The 16,789-nt window shown below is 38.4% G+C and carries 14 protein-coding genes and 1 tRNA gene; 10 read left to right on the top strand and 5 right to left on the bottom strand.

The window, feature by feature from the left end; all coding sequences use genetic code 11:
• Positions 1–141 precede the first annotated feature (141 nt).
• The 6 genes from dnaE to IPG37_02390 all read left to right on the top strand — a co-directional run bounded on the left by dnaE (position 142) and on the right by IPG37_02390 (position 10,608).
• Positions 142–3,561 (top strand): DNA polymerase III subunit alpha, encoded by a 3,420-nt coding sequence (gene dnaE / locus IPG37_02415; GenBank protein QQR54253.1) that lies wholly within the window; start codon positions 142–144, stop codon positions 3,559–3,561.
• 160 nt (positions 3,562–3,721) lie between these two features.
• Complete coding sequence (locus IPG37_02410) at positions 3,722–5,257, top strand: hypothetical protein (protein QQR54252.1); 1,536 nt, start codon at positions 3,722–3,724, stop codon at positions 5,255–5,257.
• Positions 5,258–5,311: 54 nt separating this feature from the next.
• Positions 5,312–6,742, top strand: coding sequence for a hypothetical protein (locus IPG37_02405; GenBank protein QQR54251.1), 1,431 nt, complete (start codon positions 5,312–5,314; stop codon positions 6,740–6,742).
• A 124-nt stretch (positions 6,743–6,866) separates the two neighbouring features.
• Positions 6,867–8,249, top strand: a complete 1,383-nt coding sequence (locus IPG37_02400) for a hypothetical protein (GenBank protein ID QQR54250.1) — start codon at positions 6,867–6,869, stop codon at positions 8,247–8,249.
• Between the two features lie 74 nt (positions 8,250–8,323).
• Positions 8,324–9,925, top strand: a complete 1,602-nt coding sequence (locus IPG37_02395; protein ID QQR54249.1) for a hypothetical protein — start codon at positions 8,324–8,326, stop codon at positions 9,923–9,925.
• A 188-nt stretch (positions 9,926–10,113) separates the two neighbouring features.
• The gene (locus tag IPG37_02390; protein ID QQR54248.1) at positions 10,114–10,608 is read left to right on the top strand and encodes a hypothetical protein; all 495 of its coding nucleotides are present in this window, start codon (positions 10,114–10,116) and stop codon (positions 10,606–10,608) included.
• Positions 10,609–10,611: 3 nt separating this feature from the next.
• Here the strand turns inward: IPG37_02390 and IPG37_02385 are convergent, their stop codons facing one another.
• Positions 10,612–11,259, bottom strand: a complete 648-nt coding sequence (locus IPG37_02385; GenBank protein QQR54247.1) for a hypothetical protein — start codon at positions 11,257–11,259, stop codon at positions 10,612–10,614.
• An 82-nt stretch (positions 11,260–11,341) separates the two neighbouring features.
• A tRNA-Phe gene (locus tag IPG37_02380) sits at positions 11,342–11,416 on the bottom strand.
• Between the two features lie 149 nt (positions 11,417–11,565).
• On the opposite strand from IPG37_02380, the gene pheS reads away from it, so the two are divergent.
• From pheS to IPG37_02360, 4 genes are all read left to right on the top strand, one after another.
• Complete coding sequence (gene pheS / locus IPG37_02375; GenBank protein ID QQR54246.1) at positions 11,566–12,618, top strand: phenylalanine--tRNA ligase subunit alpha; 1,053 nt, start codon at positions 11,566–11,568, stop codon at positions 12,616–12,618.
• A gap of 8 nt (positions 12,619–12,626) precedes the next feature.
• The gene (locus IPG37_02370) at positions 12,627–13,451 is read left to right on the top strand and encodes a UTP--glucose-1-phosphate uridylyltransferase (protein QQR54245.1); all 825 of its coding nucleotides are present in this window, start codon (positions 12,627–12,629) and stop codon (positions 13,449–13,451) included.
• Between the two features lie 75 nt (positions 13,452–13,526).
• A complete protein-coding gene (locus tag IPG37_02365; GenBank protein QQR54244.1) occupies positions 13,527–14,060 on the top strand; it encodes a hypothetical protein in 534 nt (177 codons plus the stop codon).
• A gap of 138 nt (positions 14,061–14,198) precedes the next feature.
• On the top strand, positions 14,199–15,929 hold the full coding sequence (locus tag IPG37_02360) for a hypothetical protein (protein ID QQR54243.1): 1,731 nt from the start codon (positions 14,199–14,201) through the stop codon (positions 15,927–15,929).
• 40 nt (positions 15,930–15,969) lie between these two features.
• On the opposite strand, the gene yidD is transcribed toward IPG37_02360, so the two are convergent.
• From yidD to rpmH, 3 genes are read right to left on the bottom strand one after another with little or no spacing between them, the layout of a single operon-like run.
• Positions 15,970–16,251: a membrane protein insertion efficiency factor YidD gene (gene yidD / locus IPG37_02355; protein QQR54242.1), complete on the bottom strand. Its 282-nt coding sequence runs from the start codon at positions 16,249–16,251 to the stop codon at positions 15,970–15,972.
• Positions 16,164–16,496, bottom strand: a complete 333-nt coding sequence (locus tag IPG37_02350; GenBank protein ID QQR54241.1) for a ribonuclease P protein component — start codon at positions 16,494–16,496, stop codon at positions 16,164–16,166. The genes yidD and IPG37_02350 overlap by 88 nt, the downstream gene beginning before the upstream one ends.
• Before the next feature lie 18 nt (positions 16,497–16,514).
• On the bottom strand, positions 16,515–16,661 hold the full coding sequence (gene rpmH, locus IPG37_02345) for a 50S ribosomal protein L34 (protein QQR54240.1): 147 nt from the start codon (positions 16,659–16,661) through the stop codon (positions 16,515–16,517).
• Between the last annotated feature and the right edge of the window lie 128 nt (positions 16,662–16,789).

Below are 16,789 nucleotides of genomic sequence, written 5' to 3'. Positions count from 1 at the left end.
GAAAATTCATACAGGTGCACATAAAAAAGTGAAGCATCGTGCCCAAATGCAAACCCTTATCTGCAGATTTTTATTCAATAAAAAAAAATCATTGCTATACTAATCTTTTATTGTAGTATTCCACCATTTTCAAAGCGTCACATGAACAATCATTTTACCCACATTCATCTGCATACAGAATATTCTTTGCTGGACGGTGCAATCAGTCTTGACAAGCTGATCGAGTACGGAAAAAAATTTGATTTTAAGGCGCTTGCAATCACCGATCATGGCAACGTTTTTGGCGCGGTAAAGTTCTTTCAAAAATGCAAAAAAGCTGGTATCAAGCCGGTTTTGGGAATGGAGGCATATTTTACCGAAGATGCTTCTGTCAAAAATGCTGAAAACAAGTATTATCACCTTGTTTTGCTGGTACAGAATAAGGTTGGATACAAGAACCTGTGTGCATTGAATGCGTTTGCGTATCAGGAAGGGTTTTACTTCAAGCCACGTATCGACTATGAACGGTTGAAAAAGCACAGCGAAGGACTTATTGTCACGACCGCGTGCCTTGGTGGCCATATTCCAAAACTGTTAATGCAGAATAATATGAGCGAAGTGCATGAACGGATCGACTGGTTTGTCGATGTGTTTGGCAAAGATCGATTTTACCTTGAAGTACAGCCGGATGAGCAGGCGGAACAGAAAAAGCTGAACAGTATGTTATTTGAGCTTGCCCAGCAGCGCAATCTTAACCTGGTTGCTGCTGGTGACTGCCATTATCCGTCGATGGATGATCATGAAGCACACGAGGTCATGCTTGCCATTCAGACGCATGATCAGCTGGACAATCCAAACAGGTACAGTTTTGGCGAGTGCAGAGTGCCGATCAGATCAACACAGGAGATGCTTTCATTGTTTCAGGGCCACGAAGAGGCGGTCTGGAACAGCGGAAAAATCACCGACATGTGCGAGTTTGATTTTGAGACGAATAAACTTTTTTTCCCAAAATTTGCCATACCAGAAACAGAAACGCCTGAATCCTATTTTGAAAAAGCATGCAGACAGGGCCTTGAGCGGTTGCGAAGCCAAAATCTTATTGCAGCTGATGATGTTGCATATGACCAGCGACTTGATCGTGAAATAAAAATGATCATCGACATGGGCTTTGTCGGGTATTTTCTGGTGGTCAGCGACTTCATTCAATGGGCTTACAAAAACGGTATTCCCGTCGGACCAGGCAGGGGTTCTGCGGCCGGGTGTCTTGTTGCGTGGGTGTTACAGATTACCAATATCGATCCACTGAAATATAATCTTCTGTTTGAGCGCTTTTTAAACCCTGAACGGGTATCGCCGCCCGATATTGATATCGATTTTTGTATCGTCGGCCGCGAGCGGGTTATCGAATATATCTGTCAAAAATATGGGCAGGAAAACGTGTGCCATATTATTACCTTCGGAACCATGATGGCCAAAGGTGCCATCAAAGACGTGGCACGGGTGCTTGGCTTTCCTTTTGAGGATTCAAATGCGATTACGGCACTTATTCCTGAGCAGCTCAAAATTACGCTTGCAGAGGCGGTTGAGCAGGAGCCCAAACTAAAAGAGTTAATCGAGCATAATCCCAAAGCAAAAAAGATGTTTGATATTGCTTTGCGTATCGAAGGGCTAGCTCGTCATGCATCAAAACATGCGGCAGGAATTGTTATTTCGCCCGAACCGGTTGCCCAGGTACTGCCTCTGTACGTCCCTCCCAAAACAACCGAGCTAGTTGCGCAATATGGCATGACAGAGCTTGAGTCGATCGGTTTTTTGAAGATGGATCTGTTGGGTCTTAAAAACTTAACGCTCATTGATCATGCGGTCAAAATGATCGAAAAGCTGTATAATCAGGTGATCGATATTATAAAAATTCCACTCGATGATCCGTTGACGTTTAAACTGTTGTGTGAAGGAAAAACCTCGGGTGTATTCCAGTTAGAAAGTGACGGTCTCAAAGAGGTTTTAAGAAAGCTGCAGCCGACCAAATTTGAAGATATTATTGCGGTCAACGCATTATATCGACCAGGGCCGTTAGGATCTGGCATGGTTGATGATTTTGTTGAGCGAAAACATGGCAGACAGAAAATAAGTTACATTTTTGAGGAGCTTGCGCCAATTCTGCAAGAGACGTATGGTGTCATTGTCTATCAGGAGCAGGTGATGAAAATCGCATCTGCAATCGGTGGTTATTCGCTCGGCGAAGCTGATATTTTGCGTCGAGCAATGGGTAAAAAGAAGCCTGAGGAGATGCAAAAGCAGGAGTCGATTTTTGTCAGTCGTGCTACCCAAAAAGGGTTTGATGCCAAAAAAGCAAAGGAACTTTTTGATTTAATGGCCTATTTTGCGGGATATGGTTTTAATAAATCACATTCGGCTGCGTATGCCTTGATTGCGTATCAGACAGCCTATCTGAAAGCGCAATATCCGGCCGAATTTATGGCATGCTTAATCTCGCTTGAAGCAGACAATACTGAAAAGATGACCTTTTACATCGATGAAGCAAAGGCGCTGGGCCTTGAAATCATTCCACCAGACATCAACAGATCAAACATTCATTTTACGGTTGTTGATAAAAAGATACTGTTTGGATTGCAGGGCATTAAAAATGTGGGTCACGTGAGCCTTGAAAATATTATCAATGAACGTGAAACCAGAGGGCTGTACAAAGACTTTTTTGATTTCTGCAAGCGTATCGACCTGCGAGCAGCAAACAAACGCGTGCTTGAAAATCTCATATTTGCGGGTGCTTTTGATCAGTTGGCGGGCTATCGAAGTCAAAAATATGAAGAGCTGGCCACGGTCATTGAAAAGGCGATTATTCATAAACGGGATTCGACGACCGGGCAGATGGGTGTTTTTCAACTGGGGCACACGGCAACCACTGAACTGAATGATCATCACATCTTTGAACCACGTACAGAATGGACCATCAAGGAAAAACTGCAGCGAGAAAAGGAAGCAGTCGGCATTTACATCAGTGCCCATCCGCTTGATACGTATATCCAGCAGGCGCGCATCGTGCGTACCGTCTCGTTTGAACAGGCACGTACCCAAAAAACTGCCACCTGTCTGGGAATTTTGAAAAATAGACGAATTATCACCACCAAAAAAGGTGACAAGATGTGCTTTTTGGCTTTTGAGGACAAAACTGCTGCGGCCGAAGTTATTGTGTTTCCAAAGCTGTTTAAAATCGCCGAGGATCAGATTGCCCAGTACGAAGCATTTTTCATCAATGGTGATATCGAACCTGAGGCTACCGGGACTTTGAAAATAAAAGCTTCACTTTTAGTTCCAGTTGAACAGATCTGGAAAAGCGGCCATGATTTTGCAACCATCAGAGTAACCTTCAAAGATAGACCATCTGAAGCGGTCCTGCAGGAATTAAAAAAACTGTGCACGCGGGGAAAAACGGCAGTTGAACTGCATATTGTCGAAAATAACAGAAAACTTATCGTGCAGGTTGCAGCAAAGATTGCCATTAATGAATCTATCATCAATCTGATCGAACAGCACGGCCTGTCGGCCGAATGCATATTGTAAGTATTGAAATAATAAAAATACAATTTGACAAATAAGTCAAAATTGTTACTATATACTATGTGTAATATAGGTTTTGCACGCTGACTACATGTATGCTTGAGGCATCAAATAGGAAGAGAGCTTCAGCTCAAATAGTTTTTTATAGCAGGTATGAATTACAATGAAACATAGTAAATCTTTATATAAAATAGTTAAAAATGTAGCAGTTGTGTTACTTTTACTCCTCACTCTTGATTGCTCATGCATGTTTTTAGGCGTCGTTCAACATGTGATAACAAAGCTTCCCTTTGCCAGATTCTTGCTTGCTGCAATGGTCAAACAATCGGGACAAAAGCAGAGTGCCATGTCACTCAAAAAACTAGGCTTGGCGACCGGCGGACTTTTGACGGCAGCGATTGCAAACAAAAAGCAGGTCAAAGCTGAGCATGTTTTATATCGGCAAGATGAAAATGAAAATATCATTCCACTTGATGAAAATGAGTACAAAAAAATTGCAGCAGAAGTTGTTGACCAACATCAATGGCCAACAGCGGTTAAAAATCCTGAATACAATCCTGATGTTGATGAGACAAAGGTTATTCAAGAAAAGCTTGATCAACAGTTTCCTGGGGTCAAAGCTATGTGGATTCCGGATACATTATTTGATGCGGTTGATTATGTGGTATCGAGAGATTGCTACAATCAATTTAAACTTGATTTGAAAGAAGGCTTCCCTGATAAAACGCAACATTCGTTAGCAAAACGTCCTTTTAAGCGTCAGCTGGTTGAAGCAGGACAAAAACACCTTGTTAACACTGTTTTAGTAAAACATTTTAATGCAAAATTTAATGGCCCTGCATTACCAGATGTGCAAAAAGCAGGAAAGCTTTTTCATGATAGTTTAGATCAAGCAATAGGTTGCGATGATGAACTGAAACATAAAACGTTACATTCTTCTGGTGAAAAAAAATTATACTCATTGGTTAAGCCAATAGGCGTTGAAGCAATGCATAAAGCCATAGATATCGAAATGGCGGTCAAGGAAAATTATCCTCATAAAACAGTTTTTTTTAGAGGATATGGTGAGGGAATTGATTTTAATGCAGAAGATAGTTTTTATGTTGCCAAAAAGCATTCTGAGTCAGATTATGCAAAAACAATGGCAGGTGAAAACCCTAGCGGAAGAAAATTTAATAAAAATCATAGGTTTGCGGTGAGTATGAGGAAAGGTGCGGCATTGCCTTCATTTGGAGCAAAACTCCTTTCAGGTTTATGGTCCAATGGAAGTGACTGTAGCTTAGAATATATTGCGAAATCGAAAAGAGGCTTTGCTATACCGGTGTCAAAAAAAGAGCTCATGGAGGAAAGTAATGCAATCTTTTGCATTGGAAATGATTTAGATTCTTCTACCGCAAAATATAGATCTATAGGAAAAAGTGGAATCTTTTTTCATCCACGAGGCAAAGCACATCTTTCAGAAGAAAAGCCGGAAATCGAAATGCAATATGAAAATTTAGAATTAAGTTGGCGTCAGCCTAAGGCTGATCATGAGTATTTTGTACGTGATAGCCCACGTGCCGTTATTTACCCAACCCAACAAGAAGCACGGCAAGGCTATGTCGATTACCATGAATATACCCTTAACAATGCAATTCCATTAACCGAACCAACAGCAAAGGACCTCAAAAAAGCAAAAAAGCGTGGGATCGTGGAGTAGCAGAAAGAAATGCTGAGCAAACTAAACAAGCAAGTCACCAAGAAGGTCAATAGGATGAAGAATTGTACATTTTTCTATAAAACAGTTAAAAACGTAGCAGTTGTGCTACTTTTACTCCTCACCGTTGACTGCCGCTGCATGTTTTTAGGCGTGATGCAACATGTGATAACAAAGCTTCCCTTTGCCAGGTTTTTGATTGCCGCAATGGCCAAACAATCTGCACAAAAGCAGGGTATTGTGTCGCTCAAAAAAATAGGTTTAGGTGCTGGTGGGTTATTGACCGCTGCGATTGTAAATAAAAAGCAGGTAAAAGCTGAACATGTTTTGTATCGGGAAGGTAAAGATCAAAATATCATTCCACTTGATGAAAATGAATACAACAAAATTGCAGCAGAAGTTGTTGACCAGCATCAATGGCCAACAGCAATCAAAAATCGTAAATACAATCCTGATGTTGATGAAACGAAGGTTATTCAAGAGAAACTTGATCAACAGTTTCCTGGAGTCAAGGCTATGTGGATTCCGGATACACTGTTTGATCTGGTTGATTATGCAATAAGCCAAAAAAGCATGGTGCGACTTTTTGAATATCAACAACTATCAAAGCATTTTATAAATACCGAAATAATACACAAGTTTTCAGCGGATTTACAAAAAATAGAAACACTTACCTGGCAAGCAAGAACAATGTTATTTAAACTAATGGTAAAAAAATACGCTCAAGCCACAAAAGAATACTTTCAATCTGTCAGATGGTTAAGTTTTAAAGATGTACCGTCAGACGAAATCATAGATAAAACGATTGATGCAGAAGCGGAGTACAAAATGAATCATCCAGCAAAAATGCTTTTTTTTAGAGGGTATCGCGAAAATGTAGATTTTAGTGAATATGATAGCTTTGATGTGGCAAAAAATCAATCTGAATCAGATTATTCTAAGGCATTGTCCGGAGAATCTGATCTCCTTAAAATACATGATTATGATGGAGCTATTCCATTGTCGTTTGGAGAAAGACTGTTGGATAATATTGTATATGATATTGGTGCATGCCCCTGGTATTATATGAAAATCCATAATCGTGGGTTTGCTATACCAGTTGAAAAAAGAGAACTTATGAACAAAAGCAATAGTTTTTTTTCACTTGGAAAAGATTTTGGATCAGAATTGTATTTGCAACAAAGACCTATTTTTAGAAGTGGTCCTCACTGTCATCCGCGTGCAAAAGCACATGTTTCTGAAGAAAATTCAACCATGCAGATTCAAGATCTGTCTGAGATAGCTAGCCAAGACAGAAAAGACAAACGAGTTACTCTTCACAAAACGCAACAAGAAGCACGGCAGGGGTATGCAGATTACTGTAAATATACACTTGATAATGCAATTCCATTGACCGACGAGACTGCAGATGACATCCAAAAGGCAAAAGAGGCATGGAATGCAGCAAAAGAGGGTAAAACATTTGAGCAGTTCAAAGCAGAACTATGAAATGGGTAAAACTAAAGCGTTGATGGTATCAATCGATTAAAAGTTGACAAATAGAAAATAATCTATAAACTTATACATATACCTATGTAAATCGTTGTAGAATGGAGGTTCATGGATGGTTATTATGAAAAAAGCTTATCAGATCATATTTTTCTCATTTTTACTGTTTGTTGGCCAGTCTCACTGCATGTTTTCAAATTTTATCCGTGCAGCAAAATCATCGATTGCGAGTCCCAAAGTATCGATTGGCGTAGCTGCAACAAAGCAGCCTACAGATTTTAAAACAAATCTTATGGTTCCAAAAACCATCAAAAGGTCTGAACATGTTGTGTATAAGCAAGATAGAGAGGGAAATGTGCTTCCGCTGAATCAAAAAGAATATGAAAAAATTAATAAAAAAGTTATCAAAAATTATCAATGGCCTACTGCAATCAAAAATCCTGCATACAATCCTGCGCTTGATGAAACACATGTAATTCAAAAAAAACTTGATCAACAGTTTCCTGGAGTGAAAGCAATGTGGGTTCCGAATGTATTATTTGATGCAGTGGATTATGATACATGGTTAAAACGTGGTGAAGATATTGATCAATATTGTAGTGTAAAAGCTACAGTCAATAATGCAGTCATAGATACATTAGGAAAAGATTTACAGAAAATTGAGACAGCTGATTTACAAGTGAAGAGAAACATTTTTAAAAAACATATTGAAAACACGATAGATTCGAGTAAAATGAATGGTTTGGTTCAGCAGTGCGAGCCAGATAAACAGAAACTTACCAACGTGTTGCATAAAACAGTTGATGCAGAAATAGATTTAAAAGAAACCGATCCGACAAAAACTCTTTTTTTTCGGGGCTATAGAAACAGATTAGACTTTAATAGACAAGATGCTTTTTATGTTTCAAAAGATCAATCTGAATCAGATTATGCAAAAACAATGGCAGGTGAAAATGAAGCTGGTAGAAAAGCTAATCGGCAAACCAGAAGTGTTATTCATCAGGGGGTAGCACTTTTGTCATTTAGTGACAGAATACTTTCAAATATTTCTTGGGGTGGAGAATGTCCATTACATTATATGGTTAAAGATAATCGAGGATTTGCAATACCTGTTTCAAAAGAAAAACTTATGAAGAGAACTGACAGCTCATTTTCGCTTGGAAATGATTTAGATGATACAGGAAATGTTAGCTTCAAAAGAAGGGCTCCTTTTAAAACGGGGTTTCATTATCATCCACGAGCAAAAGCCCATGTTTCTGCAGAAGATCCAACAATGCAGATTCAAGATCTGTCTTGGATAGCAGGTCGAGACAGAAAAGATAAACGGGTCACTGTTCATAAAACCCAACAAGAAGCACGGCAAGGATATGCGGATTATTTTAAAGAAGTTATGAATAATGCCATTCCATTGACCGAGCCAACTGCAGATGACATCAAAACGGCAAAAAAAGCATGGAACGCGGCAAAAGAGGGCAAAACGTTTGTGCAGTTCAAAGAAGAGCTATGAATAGAAAATAATGTATAAACGTATAAGTGTACCCATGTAAATCGTTGTAAAATGGAGGTTTATGGATGGTTATTATGAAAAAAATCTATCAGATCACACTTTTATCATTTTTACTGTTTGTTAGCGAGTCTTGCTGCATGTTTTCAAGCTTTTTAAACACTGTGACAGACAGATTTTCAAAGGCCCAAGCATCTGTTGGGTCTGCCATAAAACAGCACGTTGGTGCTGCCAAAGCGAATCTGACTGTGCCAAAAATTATGCAAACCGGACAAAAAATTAGCCCTCGAGCAAAAGCGGTGTGTGCAGTTGGTGGGGTTCTTGCGGCAATGATCGCAAACGCAAAAAAGGCGAAAGCTGAACATGTTTTTTATCGTAAAGGTGAAAATGATGAAGCTGTTCCGCTTGATAAAAAAGAGTACGAAAAAGTTGCAGAGGTGGTTGACCAGTATCAATGGCCAACGGCGATTAGAAATCCTGACTACAATCCTGATGTTGATGAAACGAAGGTTATTCAAGAGAAACTTGATCAACAGTTTCCTGGTGTAAAGGCGACGTGGGTTTCTGATACGCTTTTTGATGCAGTGGATTATGTGACACACTTAAATAAAGATATTGCGCAAAATTATAGCTCAAAGGTTGTAGTCAATAAGGCAGTCATAGATACATTAGGAAAAGATTTACAGAAAATTGAAATGCTTGACCCTCAGCAAAAGAAAGAGCTTTTTAAAAAACATGTGAGTAATCAAGTAGAATTGAGCCACTATTCTACGACACACAAGAATAAGGTTATCCCTTTATTACACAAGACGATTGATGTCGAAGTAGATTTAAAATATGCTGATTCCTCAAAAACACTTTTTTTCAGAGGATACACTAAAGGTATAGATTTTAATAAAAATGATAGCTATGACATTGTAACCAAGCAATCTGAATCAATGTACGCAAGAACTTTAGCGGGTGAAAATGAGACACATAAAAAAACAAATATTGTACCTCGTAACATCATGGGGAAAGGGGCTGCATCTATTTCATTTGGTGATAGAATGCTTTCAAATATTTACTATGGAGGAGAATGTCCAGCTTACTATGTGGCACTACTAAATGATCCACAAGTAGGCAATAGAGGATTTGCATTACCGATCTCAAAAAAAAGTCTCATGATTAACAATAATCAGCTTTTTGCACTTGGAAATGACATGGATGATAAATATTCATTCACTTTGAACCATACATTGAGGCCTCCATATAAAAAAGGTAGTGGCTTCCATCCACGTGCGAAAGCACATGTTTCTGATCAAAGGCAGGATATCAATGCACAACAGTATGAAGGTTTTACACGGACTGACAATCGAGTTATGGTACATCAAACACAGCAAGAAGCACGGCAAGCGTATGCTGATTACTTTAAATATACACTTGATCATGCAATTCCATTAACGCCAGAAACAACGGATGATCTAAAAAAAGCAAAAAAAGCATTTTCTGTTGGAAAAAAAATTAAGATTTTACAAAGTAGGCAAACAAGAAATCTGGAACTTGCAAAAAAACTGAATCAGACGGTAGCTGTAAAATCATCATCTGTGTATGACAAAAAACAACAGGCAGCACGAATGATAGAGATATGCGGTGAAAAAACTAGCACTGAAAGTCGAAGCGCTGAAAAATCGAAGCGCTGAAAAATCGAAGCCTCGAAAAACTGAAGTAGAGCTTTAAAAACTCATGATCTATCCTTGTTGTGGCGATGGTTTTACATGCAATGATATTTCTATACGAATTTGACAAAAAACTGTTTTTAGTATAATTTGATATTATCAATTAGAAAAAATTTTATATTGGAAGATATTAAGAAATGAGAAGATTGTGTTTGATACTTGTATTATTGACATGCAAACCTGTCATGCCTGTAGGGACTGGGCTATTGCCAAATCAAAATCAGAATTCTTATAAAGTATCTGATCCTGTTGTGCGTTTAGCTCTTTCTTTTCATAGAGCATCTTATTGTATTGGGTGCTTTATTCTTCTTTGTGATAACAAACTTTATAGAAAACCAAATGTTAAATTAAAAGAGGGTGAAACTCATGCTTTAGCGCTCATGGGTAATGATTTTTTGAAAATCTCAGAAGGTTTCAAAAAGATGTGGGATCGAAAAGATGAGCTTTCATGGGATCCTTTGTTGGCTAAGTCATACGAAGATGAGCTTTCCATAGGCCATAAAAAATTTAATGATATTTGTCATCATAAAAACAGTTGTAATTACGATGATTTCAAAAAATGTTTCCATGGTCTGCTACCCGACGAAGGTGTTGCAAATTTCAAGAAAGACCATGCGCAATCATCATCAGCACATCAAAAGCCATAGCAATTATTGCGTATATCGTATCAAGTCTGGCCGTAAAACGGCAAGTCTGTCTTTCCACTGTTCTAAGCCTGTGTCATCATTTTCAGCAAGGTAGTGCAACATAATCTGTTCGACCAGGTACTTTTTGAGCCCTTCAAATCCATGATCTAGCCAGCTTGCATATAAGATATCCTCATAAAAAGTCACTATAATTTCTTTTTCAAGTGTATCCGCATAGTTTTCAGTGGTTGAAATCAAAGTAGCTTCGTCGCTTTTTAAAGACAAAAAGTTGAGAAAATGAGGGAAATATTCGATAAGCTTTGAGCTATTTTTTTTACGTTGAAAGAGTGTGACAAGGTTTTCGCATATGAAAAAATCGTTTGGCAGGAGGTAAAACAGATGTTCGTATACTGCAGCTGTCTGATCAAGCTGATTGAGCTCGCTATATTTTAACGCAGCTTTTTTGTATGCCTCGACCGCTCTGGCTGTATCTTTGCATGCAAGAGCGATATCGCCTTCAAGCTGAAAAACAAGTGCCGGATCATTAATGGAATGTGCAAGTAGTCGATGCATGGCAAACGCACGCTCCTTTTCACCCCTATTTACACATTCGGCCAGCTTAAACCATGCAATAGAAAAGTTATCATGCATACTACCATCATACTTCATCATTACGCCTTGCTCCTTTTTCAACAAAACTAAAACACACAACAAGCGTAATGGAAAAAAAAAACTGTGCAAGGCAGAAGAAAAATGGTGCCGGGAGTCGGAATCGAACCAACGACGCAAAGCTCTTCAGGCTTACGCTCTACCACTGAGCTACCCCGGCGTTTTGAAAATGATACATTAGTATCAATGTATTATGTAAGGTATCTATTTGTTTTTTTTTGTCAAATAATTTCTTGAAAAAAACGAGTTTGCAGGGACTGCTAAACTGTGTTACGATTGATGCAATAGCACAAAATTACTGTATTATTCATGGATAATTTAAAAACGACTACTCGTGAAATTGAAGAAAAATTACATATCGAACTTGCTGCAGTAACGACTGTTGAGATGATTGAGCATATTCATACTCAGTTTTTAGGGCGCAAGGGCCTTGTTGGCCAACTGAATGAGCAGTTAAAAAACTGTACCGTTGAACAAAAAAGGGTTTTTGGACCTTTGATTCAGCAGCTGCGTCTGCAAGCAGAAATGGCTATCAATCAGAAAAGAGAATTAATACAAACGGCTGAACGTCAGAATGCGGTTGAAAAAAATCGATATTTCGATGTTACGCTTGAAAGGAATGAGGGGCGCCTTGCAGGGTCTTTGCATCCTATTACGCTTGCACAACAGGAAATTGAAGATATTTTTGCGCAGTTGGGATTTTTGATAGAGCGTGGTCCAGAGGTTGAGACCGATTTTTATAATTTTGAAGCATTGAATATCGACAAAGACCATCCTGCACGTGATGCGCATGATACATTCTGGCTTAACCTTCCTAACAGGCTACTCAGAACACATACATCAAATGCACAAATACATACCATGACAAAACAAAAACCGCCACTGGCAATCGTTTCTACTGGCAGAGTATTTCGAAACGAGGCGACCGATGCCTCTCATGACTTTCAGTTTTTTCAATGCGAGGCCCTTTTAATTGACCAGCAGGTCTCTGTCGCAAATCTTTTATATATTATCAGACATATGCTCAGGTCGTTTTTTCAGCATGATGCGTTGGAAATTAGGGTGCGTCCCGGATACTTTCCTTTTGTTGAACCTGGTCTTGAAGTTGATGCGTCATGTCCCTTTTGTAAAGATGGCTGCTCGGTGTGTAAAAAAACAGGCTGGATCGAACTTGGCGGTGCAGGGCTTGTCCATCCAAACGTATTACGTGCTTGTAGTATTGATCCAGAAGCATATTCTGGGTGTGCGTTCGGATTTGGGCTTTCACGGCTTGTCATGCTGAAATATGGAATAAACGATGTGCGTTACTTGCATTCACCAAAAATAGAGATTTTATCACAATGTAACCGACTGATTTTATAAAGGAAAGCATGGACTGTATTATTCCGGCAGCAGGTATGGGAACACGCTTTCTGCCGTTTAGCAAGGTGGTGCCGAAAGAGCTTCTGCCTCTTTTTGGAACACCTGCAATTGACTTTATTTTACAAGAGCTTGACGTAAATGGTATTCATAGGGTAAACCTGATTATCAGCGAAGAAAAAAAGTTACTATTTGAATATTTTCAAACAAACACACATCTGAATAATTTTTTAAAAACACATCACAAAGCTGCCTTGCTCGATATTGTAACACAGTTTCATAATCAGTTTTCTCTTCGGTTTCCCGTTCAGAAAGAAGCATTGGGGCTTGGGCATGCGATTTTACAGGCAGAAAGTACAGCGGAGGTCGTATCTGTTGTATTGCCAGATGAGCTGCTTTTTTCAGGAATTGGTCAGCCTTCATTGCTTTTGAGCAGGATGCTTGAAATACAAAAAAAGTATGATGCTCACGTGATAGCTGTACAAAAAGTTCACCCTGCGCATGCAAATCGATATGGAATGATTGGTTATACACCTCTGTCTGATACCATCTTCAAAGTTACCGATCTAGTTGAAAAGCCATCGATAGACCAGGCTCCGTCAGATTATGCGATTATCGGTCGCTATGTATTAAAAGATTCAATATTTAATGCTTTAAAACAGATTAAGCCGGGTATCGGCGGCGAAATTCAGCTGACCGATGGCTTAAAACATCTTCTTGAGCAGAAAGAAAAGATTATTGGACTCGTTTTTGAGGAAAAGCGATTTGACATTGGAATTCCAGAAGGTTGGTTTGATTGTCTTTCATATATACAATCATCAAAAACAATAACTTGATCTTTTTTTGAAAAAATGTATATTGATAAATAGATTATTTTCTAAAAATAGTATTTTTTAAAAAGTGAGTTATCTATGAAATATGTGTTGATTGTAGGTTTATTCGTTAGTTTGATACAGGCAGGGGAGCTGACTACTTTTTCGCTTGCGACTGAGTATGATACCTCTATAAAAAAGGCGACGATTCAGAAAGGAGAACCTGATGTGTGGACATTGGAACTTCAAGAATGTCAGCTTGTTAAAAATGATGTAGATTCAGAAATAGGAGCAGGGTCTCAAGCCACCAACTGCACATTTGAGAGAGGTTATGCAAGTCAAGTGCAAGTAGAAAGTATAGTTGGTTTGCTGCAAAGGTTTAAGCTTTTCGGTGTAGATTTTCAGAAGGAGTGTCCCTTGTTGCTTGCATGTCTGGGTGAGGAGATACTAGAGTTTTTGAAAAATCATGTTTTTTACTTGGAAAGCGATAACACAGTTTGGACGCTTAGTATGGAGATTAACGGTCAGACCTGTAACTTTTATGCCAGAAAAGCTACTGATTTTGAAAAAAAAATGTACATAAAAATTGCGGCTCTTAAACAGGCTGTTTTGATCAGAGCTTTACAGGCCTGAATGGTTATTTTATTTTTTTGTATCAGTGAATCTATGTTTTGAAAATTTTTGTAACTATAGTTATCCTGTAAGCTGAATAGATATTACATAAAAGTGGTGGGCGAGCTGTAGCTGTTTTCAAAAATAGGACAATGATGTATGCAAGATGCTTTTGATGCTGAAAATATAAATCGCAAACTTTGGGTTTTGTATTTTGTGCTTTTCTTTAGCTTTGCCGTCATTATTTATCGTCTTGTGTATCTTCAGCTACTCAACAATGAAGAGCTGTTAATTCGTTCTCATAAAAATTTTCTTCGCCTTGCAACAATTTTGCCCGATCGTGGAGATATTGTCGATTGTAAAGGTACGGTTATTGCAACTAATAAACCGTTTTATGTTCTGAGTTGGAAATCTGTTTACAAAAAGGTTTTGACTTATGATCAGGTGTTAGAACTTCAACGTGTTGCTGCGATCCTTGAGTTATCAAAAAGTGAAGAACAGGAATTGCTTGCACATATTAGTAGGGCTTCAAAATTGCAACAGATCTATTCTTTTTCAAAGCCATTAACGTCCAAACAGGTTCACATGATTAAAGAGATATTTCCTGCTCATGAAAATATTTTCATTCAAACATTGTACCAGCGTTACTATCCTTATAGTACTGTGGCAAGTCATCTGATAGGCTATGTGGCAAAAGGGGCTGAAAATGTGGAGGGAAAAATCGGTCTTGAAAAGCTGTGTAATGATTCACTAAAGGGATCTGCGGGTACCATTTTAAAATCGATCGATTCAGCTGGGTCGGCGATTCAAACAACATTGCTTCGACAGAGTTTGCATGGTAATTCTGTGGTAGCAACAGTAGATATGAACCTTCAGCTGATCTCTGAGCAGGTTTTTTTGCATGAATTTATAGGTGCAATGATCATTTTTGATCCACATACGGGGGCTGTCAAAGCACTTGTTTCTCGTCCTACATTTGATCCAACTGTTTTTTTAAATCCAATTGCTCAGAAAGCTTGGGATGCTTTGCAGGTGAAAGATACGTTTGTTAACCGGGCTTTGGTTCCGTATCCCCCTGGATCTATTTTTAAACTTGTTACTATGTGTGCGGCGTTAGAAACTGGCATTATCGAGCCAGATAGTTCCTGGCATTGTAAAGGGTATACGGTGTTTGGAAAAAGAAAATATTTCTGTGCGCGTCGCCGCGGGCATGGTACTTTATCTTTGAAAGAAGCGGTAGCATATTCGTGTAATACGCTTTTTTTTGAAATTGCCAAAAAGCTTGATATCGATGTTTTGGCAGATTATGCAAAAAGATTTGGCTTTGGTCAAAAAACAGGTTTTTTACTTTATGAACAGCATGGACTTGTTCCAAATAGAAACTGGAAGCGTGAAATAAAGGGGCAGCCCTGGTGGCCAGGTGAAACATTATCTGCTGCAATTGGTCAGACATTTTTACTCGCATCGCCTTTGCAGGTTGCCTGTTTTATTGGAAGTATTTTTACAAAAAAACTGTATCGCCCACGTATTTTGGAAAATGAACCGATTAGTAGCCGTGATGTAGATATACAGGATTCTACGCTTCATTTTTTAAAAAAATCTATGAAATCGGTCGTAAGACGTGGTACTGGCAAAGGTATACCGGCCATTAAAGATCTCCAAATTTATGCAAAAACCAGTACTGCTCAGATTTCATCACTAAAAAAGGCAGAGTTCAACAAGAATTATTCAGAACATGGTTGGTTTGCTGCTTATTTTACGTATAAAGATCAAGCTCCACTTGTTTTGGTACTTCTGGTTGAAAAAGCTGGTACTTCTCGTGTGCCTATTAGTATTGCAAAACAGTTTTTTTTAAGATATCGTTCGTTTATGCATCGAAGTGACAAGTAATGCTATATAATGCTTGAGTTTATTTGGTTTCAGGATTGTTTTATTGGAGATATTTGGGTGGATTTTTTGTAAAAGGAAAAGGGCTGCAGTAGCACAGCCTTTTGATAATTAAAAAAAAGGCATGGACCAGATTCTCCTGTTCAATGGTTTTAAGCGCAAACCGTGTGCAACTTACCTGAAATTTGCATTGAGCTGGTCCGAGTAATGGTCGAACAGTGATAATAAAGATAGCTATTATTTTTTTGATAATCCACGTAAGATGAACTCTCTGAGTCTTTGAAATTCGAAATTTCTGTTCTCTTTTCTTGCAATGATAATCCATACATATACTTTTTTTTCAAGTTCCGCTTTTCTGGCTATTTCCTTGATCCGTCTGCGTAATTTATTCCTTTGTGGAGCCGAACCCACTTTTTTGGGAATGAGAATAAGAATTTTTCCTTCTTTGTACTCAAACAAAGGATCTGCACGTAGCATGGTAAAATAGATATTGCTTTCAACTTTTATTGCCTGTGAAAAAGCATGTTCAATTTCACGGCGGCTTAGTTTGGTGATGCTACATGCAGGCATAGATATCTTGTGCGAAAATTAGTATGATTGTACAGCAAGACTTTTTCGTCCAGATGCTCTTCGGCGTGCAATAATCTTGCGGCCATCTCTGGTTTTCATTCGTACTAAAAACCCATGTTTTCTTAATCTTTTTTTTAAACTTTTTCTGAATAGTGTAACTGACATGTGAGGTCCTTAAGGTCAAATAATAGATTTAAAATATATCAATAATAAAACCCATTATATCAAATAAGCTAAAACTTTCCAATATTGAATCTTAGGAATATTTTAATTCTAAATTGATATTATTTATA

The organism is bacterium, assembly GCA_016699125.1.
Classification (GTDB): Bacteria; Babelota; Babeliae; order Babelales; family Vermiphilaceae; genus AWTP1-30.
This window is presented reverse-complemented; position numbering and strand designations above follow the sequence as displayed.

Excerpts from the sequence above, each read along its gene's own strand:
- IPG37_02350 (QQR54241.1), bottom strand. The coding sequence starts at position 16,496 with ATGCCTGCATGTAGCATCACCAAACTAAGCCGCCGTGAAATTGAACAT.
- dnaE (QQR54253.1), top strand. The coding sequence starts at position 142 with ATGAACAATCATTTTACCCACATTCATCTGCATACAGAATATTCTTTG.
- IPG37_02370 (QQR54245.1), top strand. The coding sequence starts at position 12,627 with ATGGACTGTATTATTCCGGCAGCAGGTATGGGAACACGCTTTCTGCCG.
- IPG37_02365 (QQR54244.1), top strand. The coding sequence starts at position 13,527 with ATGAAATATGTGTTGATTGTAGGTTTATTCGTTAGTTTGATACAGGCA.
- IPG37_02405 (QQR54251.1), top strand. The coding sequence starts at position 5,312 with ATGAAGAATTGTACATTTTTCTATAAAACAGTTAAAAACGTAGCAGTT.
- pheS (QQR54246.1), top strand. The coding sequence starts at position 11,566 with ATGGATAATTTAAAAACGACTACTCGTGAAATTGAAGAAAAATTACAT.
- yidD (QQR54242.1), bottom strand. The coding sequence starts at position 16,251 with ATGGATTATCATTGCAAGAAAAGAGAACAGAAATTTCGAATTTCAAAG.
- rpmH (QQR54240.1), bottom strand. The coding sequence starts at position 16,661 with ATGTCAGTTACACTATTCAGAAAAAGTTTAAAAAAAAGATTAAGAAAA.
- IPG37_02395 (QQR54249.1), top strand. The coding sequence starts at position 8,324 with ATGAAAAAAATCTATCAGATCACACTTTTATCATTTTTACTGTTTGTT.
- IPG37_02400 (QQR54250.1), top strand. The coding sequence starts at position 6,867 with ATGAAAAAAGCTTATCAGATCATATTTTTCTCATTTTTACTGTTTGTT.
- IPG37_02360 (QQR54243.1), top strand. The coding sequence starts at position 14,199 with ATGCAAGATGCTTTTGATGCTGAAAATATAAATCGCAAACTTTGGGTT.
- IPG37_02410 (QQR54252.1), top strand. The coding sequence starts at position 3,722 with ATGAAACATAGTAAATCTTTATATAAAATAGTTAAAAATGTAGCAGTT.
- IPG37_02385 (QQR54247.1), bottom strand. The coding sequence starts at position 11,259 with ATGATGAAGTATGATGGTAGTATGCATGATAACTTTTCTATTGCATGG.